This is a genomic window from Xenorhabdus santafensis (genome assembly GCF_033949405.1).
Classification (GTDB): domain Bacteria; phylum Pseudomonadota; class Gammaproteobacteria; order Enterobacterales; family Enterobacteriaceae; genus Xenorhabdus; species Xenorhabdus santafensis.
Window position 1 is genome coordinate 1 of record NZ_VCDN01000085.1, and the last position, 4,991, is coordinate 4,991.

Sequence of the window (4,991 nt, forward strand, 5' to 3'; positions counted from 1 at the left end):
CATCGCAATTAGCGGGCGGGAGCTGGTGGCTTCTGGTGCCGTGTTATCCGAAGCTACCGTGCGTATCTGGCTGCGTTACCGTGATGATATCACCACAGCAAACCGCATTGTCTATCAAGGTGCCAGCACCCACGGCAAGACCTTTGGCATTATTGCCGTTATTCCTGATCCGAAACACTCCCGTCTGGAACTGCTTTGCAAGGGGGGCGTGAAATATGCCTGATATTCCCCTGAGTGAAATCAAACAACATTGCCGGATTGATGAAAGCGATGCCCTTGATGATGCGCTCCTTACCGCTTATGCCGAAGCCGCTCTGGAAGTTTGTCAGCAACATATTGGCAAACGGTTTGATAATGGCTTGGCTTTTACGCCCGCAATCAAGGTGGGCTGCCTGCTTTATATCGGCTTGCTGTATGAAAATCGGGAAATGGCAACCGATATTGAGCTTAAAGAAGTTCCGTTTACCATTAAATCCCTGTGGTCTGTCTATCGTGGTGTGGGAGTCTACTGATGCCGTGGCAACCGTTGAAACGCTGTAGCTACCCACATTGCCGCAAGCGGGTGAAATCAGGCCGATGCGAGCAGCACCAACGGGAAACCAGACGCCAACAGGACAAGCAGCGTGGCACCCGAACCCAGCGCGGCTACAGCAATCGATGGGGACGTTATCGGCTGTACTACCTGAAAGCCAATCCGTTATGCGCTCATTGCTTACCACAGGGTATCTATACGCCTGCCATCATTGTGGATCACATCATCCCGATACAGGGTGATACTGATGTTCTGTTCTGGCCTGCATCCAACCATCAAGCATTATGCCAGACTTGCCATAACCGTAAGACCGTACAGACAGACCCCATTACTAAAGCAAAGCGTAAGCAGGGGATCTATCGGCAGCAGGAAACTGAAGCGGTAAGGTATCGAGATTGGTTATCAAAAGAATAATAACCAAATGAAATAATGGGGTGGGGTATCAAAAATGACAAATGTCCCTTCCAGCGGAACCGCCCCCTCCTTCAATTTTTACGCACGGCAGTTTTTTTGAAAATAAAACGACAAGGAAAAAATCATGGCAAGAGCGCCAAAACCGCCAACCTACCTTAATGATATCGCCGCCAGCCAATGGAAGGCCAAAGGTAAACTTTTAAGCGAGCGGGAAGACCTGAACGCCGCTGACTGGAACAACTTAGAACTGTATTGCGTGAACTATGCCATTTACCGAAAAGCGGTGGCAGACCTTGATATCAGGGGCTTTAGCATTATTAATAGCCAAGGCAGTGAGAGCCGGAATCCATCATTGAGTGCCAAAGCTGATGCCGAAAAAATCATGATAAAAATGTCCTCATTACTGGGTTTTGATCCCGTGTCACGGCGTAAAAATCCGGTGGAAACCGATGAAGAAGACGAGCTGGATCGCCTATGAACGCATGGGAGCAGTACGCATTTGATATCGAAAACGGTAAAATTCCGGCCTGTAAACGGGTAAAACAGGCTGTGAAACGCTACTATAACGACCTGAATAACTCGCTTTATGTGTTTGATTCGGCAATAGTCGAGCGTTTTATTGCCTTTTCCCGTGTCTGTCCTCATGTCAAAGGCCATTTGCGCGGTAAGCCCATCATTCTTGAACCGTGGCAGCAGTTCGCCTTTGCCAATCTGTTCGGCTTCAAAGTCAAAGCGACCGGACGCCGAAAATATCGCAGTGCTTATATTCAGGTGCCGCGCAAAAATGCAAAATCTACCGTTGCCGCGATACTGGCAAACTGGTTCTTGGTGATGGAACAAGGGCAACAGGATATTTACACCGCTGCCGTGAGTCGGGATCAGGCGCGAATTGTGTTTGATGACGCCCGCCAGATGAGCTTATTATCAAAACCACTAAAAAAACGGGTGACTATTCAGCAACACAAAGTTACTTACCTCAAAACTAACAGCCTGTTAAAACCGCTGGCCGCCAAAGCCGCTACCATTGAGGGCACTAATCCCAGTCTGGCGATTGTCGATGAATATCATTTACATCCCGATAATGCCGTGTATTCAGCCCTTGAGTTGGGAATGGGTGCTCGCCCCGAAGGCATTTTGTTTGCCATCACCACGGCAGGCAGTAACGTTATTTCGGCCTGTAAGCAGCACTATGATTATTGCTGTCAGATACTGGATGGTGAGGAACAAAATGAATCATTATTTGCCTTGATTTACGAACTGGACGACGAAAAAGAGATTGATGATGAAACCCTTTGGATAAAAGCTAACCCTAATCTAAATGTGTCAGTAGATGGTAGCGCTTTGCATGACACCATCCAGAAGGCGCGGGGCATTCCCTCGCAATGGACGGAGATGTTAACCAAACGCTTTAATATCTGGTGTCAGGGTGAAACCCCGTGGATGGGCGAAGGTGCGTGGAAAGCCTGCCAGCAAGATTATGATGAAAACGACCTCAAAGGGCTGGAGTGCTACGCTGGACTGGATTTGTCTTCAACAGGGGATATCACCAGCCTCTGTTACACGTTCCCCGTGGATGATGAACTGTTATTACTGACCCGCCATTATCTGCCCGAAGCGCAACTACAAAACCCCGCCAATAAGAATCGGGCGGTTTACCGTCAGTGGGTACAAGCAGGCTGGGTACGTACCACCGCAGGCGATTGCATTGATTATGACCGTATCCGTGATGATATTCTCAACGACAGCCAGCAGTTTGATATCAAGCTGGTCGGCTTTGACATATGGAACGCCACACACCTAAGAACACAATTACAAGGCGCGGGGCTGGATGTTGAGCCGTTCCCGCAAACCTATATGCGCTTTAGTCCGGTGGCTAAATCTGCCGAGGTATTCGTAAACCGCAAAATCATTCGTCACAACGGCGATCCGGTGCTGGCGTGGGCAATGTCCAATGTGGTGATGGAAACCGACGCGAACGCCAATATCAAACCGAACAAAAAGAAATCCGCAAACAAGATAGACCCTGCAATTGCATTCCTGATGAGCTTTGGCACATGGCAGAGTGAGCATGAAGAGTTCGCATTTAGGTTAAGTGAGGAGCAACAAGAGCGCCTTAAAGTGTTTAATGGGATATAACGCAAAAAGTTAAGTGGTTTTACTGATTCGCTTATTGAACCAGATAAAACAATTCGTTAAAGTGGCTCCGCCATTAGCAAAATCTAGTGGTAAGGTTTCGCAGCCTTGAATATAACGTCCCACTGGTAGGAAATTTCTACCAGTGTGCTTGCTATCACCTATTCAATGGTGGTTCAAGCAGGGGAGGCTTCGGCCTCGCCGGTTGGACGTTACCGGTACTGCGAACCCTGTTTGAATCACCACCATCAATTTTATCAATTAATGGAAGGGGTAGCAGGAATGAATTACGTTAAAAATGACTGGCATCAAGCCGATATTATTGCTGCATTACGCAAGAGGGGGACAACCCTAGCGGCTGTTTCTCGTGAAGCGGGGCTTAGTTCATCTACACTGGCAAATACTCTCAGTCGGCCTTGGCCTAAAGGCGAATGGATTATTGCTAACTATCTCGAAGTACATCCTTCTGAAATTTGGCCTAGTCGCTATTTTGATATGTACGGTCAGCTTATCGAACGCAATGTCAGGGAAACTTCAAATTTAACAAAAACCTAACTTGTATTTAATAAGATATCTATGTGGGGTTATTACTTACCCCACAAATACAAAAAATTTGCAATGCTACTTCTGATTTCCACTATCCCATATCATGGCATTACCGGGAACTTTTTGAGAAATAAAGCCATATTTCCTTTGTGCCCAAATAATAAATGCGTTATCAGACTGTCCACATTCAGGGCAATGAAGAGTTCCAGAATTGTGTAATCCTTCATGCCAAGTGTAAATTGAAAAATGCAACCCACATTTTAAACACTTAATTTTTTTTTCAATGTATTTTGAGGTTTTTTCAATAATGCTTTGAACATATGTAACTCCTTGGATGGTAATTTCAGCCATATTTCCAGTTAATGTTATATATCCATTTTCAATTAACTCCAATATTACATCAGGGTATTGCATGTTTTCTTTTGTAATTTGAGAGGGTAAAACAATATCATCAGTAGCCAAGTAAAAATGGTTTTCTATTCTATCTATCTTTATAATTGATGAATTACTGACTGCAGAAAGCAATAATTCAATTGCAATATTTGATAACTTTACTTCTTGTTTCTTATATTTTAATGCTTCAATAATAGCTGCCGAAATAGATTGTAATTCTCCAGTTGTAACCTGATTTTTTATCGGGAGCAGCCCTTTTTCTACCATCTCATAAACTTTATCTCTATGTCCTTTTAATTCTCTTTTGCTAAAATTTTTAGTCATCCCCATCCTTGTGTGTATTGCTGTATGACAATTAGCACACACTGGAATCAAATTATCTTCTTCGTGAGTTCCTCCATTACACTGCTCAACAATATGATGAACTTGAATATTCAAGGGAACAAACTGTCGACAAAGGCTACAATGTCTTGCACAGTTAACTAAAATTTTTGCCGAAACTATTTCTGGTATCATTGGCTACTATTCCTAAGATAAAAAAACCGACCTTAATTTTTAACCATTGAATATATAACATTATTTGATTAAAAAAATACAATGTTCCTCATAAAATAATTACTTATAAATATAATAACGGTGGGTGTAAGTGATTTTTAAGTATTTGCATAAATACAGTTATATGTGATTTAAAAATTCTTACCTAAACAGATAACTCTAGAGCAGGAAATCTATGAAAATATCTCTTTTTAAGCTACTTTCTTACTCATTAAAAATTTTGTTATCTTCTTATATAATCAGAAATCTTAATACTAAAATAGACATGCCGAGTCACATTTATTTATAATAAAATCAGCAGCTTAAGTTAAATTAAAAACAAAATATTTGAGGGGCACAAAAAGGGGCATAAAATCAATGAATAAAAATAAATTCAGCTAATTCAATTAACTAACTTAATTTACTAGTCCCGCCCTGG

General features: G+C 43.0%; 7 protein-coding genes. 6 read left to right on the forward strand and 1 reads right to left on the reverse strand.

The window, feature by feature from the left end; genetic code table 11:
- The 6 genes from FE392_RS16860 to FE392_RS16885 form a co-directional block, all read left to right on the forward strand.
- The coding region (locus FE392_RS16860; RefSeq protein WP_319931361.1) for a phage head closure protein at positions 1-223 on the forward strand (223 nt) is incomplete at its 5' end.
- On the forward strand, positions 216-512 hold the full coding sequence (locus FE392_RS16865; protein ID WP_319931362.1) for a head-tail connector protein: 297 nt from the start codon (positions 216-218) through the stop codon (positions 510-512). The genes FE392_RS16860 and FE392_RS16865, both read left to right, overlap by 8 nt.
- Positions 512-946, forward strand: coding sequence for an HNH endonuclease (locus FE392_RS16870; RefSeq protein ID WP_319931363.1), 435 nt, complete (start codon positions 512-514; stop codon positions 944-946). Before FE392_RS16865 ends, FE392_RS16870 begins: the two co-directional genes overlap by 1 nt.
- A 124-nt stretch (positions 947-1,070) precedes the next feature.
- Positions 1,071-1,424 (forward strand): phage terminase small subunit P27 family, encoded by a 354-nt coding sequence (locus FE392_RS16875; protein WP_319931364.1) that lies wholly within the window; start codon positions 1,071-1,073, stop codon positions 1,422-1,424.
- Positions 1,421-3,082, forward strand: a complete 1,662-nt coding sequence (locus FE392_RS16880; protein ID WP_319931365.1) for a terminase large subunit — start codon at positions 1,421-1,423, stop codon at positions 3,080-3,082. The genes FE392_RS16875 and FE392_RS16880 overlap by 4 nt, the downstream gene beginning before the upstream one ends.
- Positions 3,083-3,361: 279 nt before the next feature.
- Positions 3,362-3,634 (forward strand): helix-turn-helix domain-containing protein, encoded by a 273-nt coding sequence (locus tag FE392_RS16885; protein ID WP_319931366.1) that lies wholly within the window; start codon positions 3,362-3,364, stop codon positions 3,632-3,634.
- Positions 3,635-3,700: 66 nt separating this feature from the next.
- Here FE392_RS16885 and FE392_RS16890 read toward each other — a convergent pair whose 3' ends face one another.
- Positions 3,701-4,534 carry an HNH endonuclease gene (locus FE392_RS16890; protein WP_319931367.1) on the reverse strand — a complete coding sequence of 278 codons (834 nt, stop codon included), beginning with the start codon at positions 4,532-4,534 and terminating at the stop codon, positions 3,701-3,703.
- Positions 4,535-4,991: the final 457 nt, after the last annotated feature.

What these genes read in the sequence shown, in the direction of transcription:
- FE392_RS16885 (WP_319931366.1), top strand. Translation starts at nt 3,362, where the DNA reads ATGAATTACGTTAAAAATGACTGGCATCAAGCCGATATTATTGCTGCA.
- FE392_RS16880 (WP_319931365.1), top strand. Translation starts at nt 1,421, where the DNA reads ATGAACGCATGGGAGCAGTACGCATTTGATATCGAAAACGGTAAAATT.
- FE392_RS16890 (WP_319931367.1), bottom strand. Translation starts at nt 4,534, where the DNA reads ATGATACCAGAAATAGTTTCGGCAAAAATTTTAGTTAACTGTGCAAGA.
- FE392_RS16870 (WP_319931363.1), top strand. Translation starts at nt 512, where the DNA reads ATGCCGTGGCAACCGTTGAAACGCTGTAGCTACCCACATTGCCGCAAG.
- FE392_RS16865 (WP_319931362.1), top strand. Translation starts at nt 216, where the DNA reads ATGCCTGATATTCCCCTGAGTGAAATCAAACAACATTGCCGGATTGAT.
- FE392_RS16875 (WP_319931364.1), top strand. Translation starts at nt 1,071, where the DNA reads ATGGCAAGAGCGCCAAAACCGCCAACCTACCTTAATGATATCGCCGCC.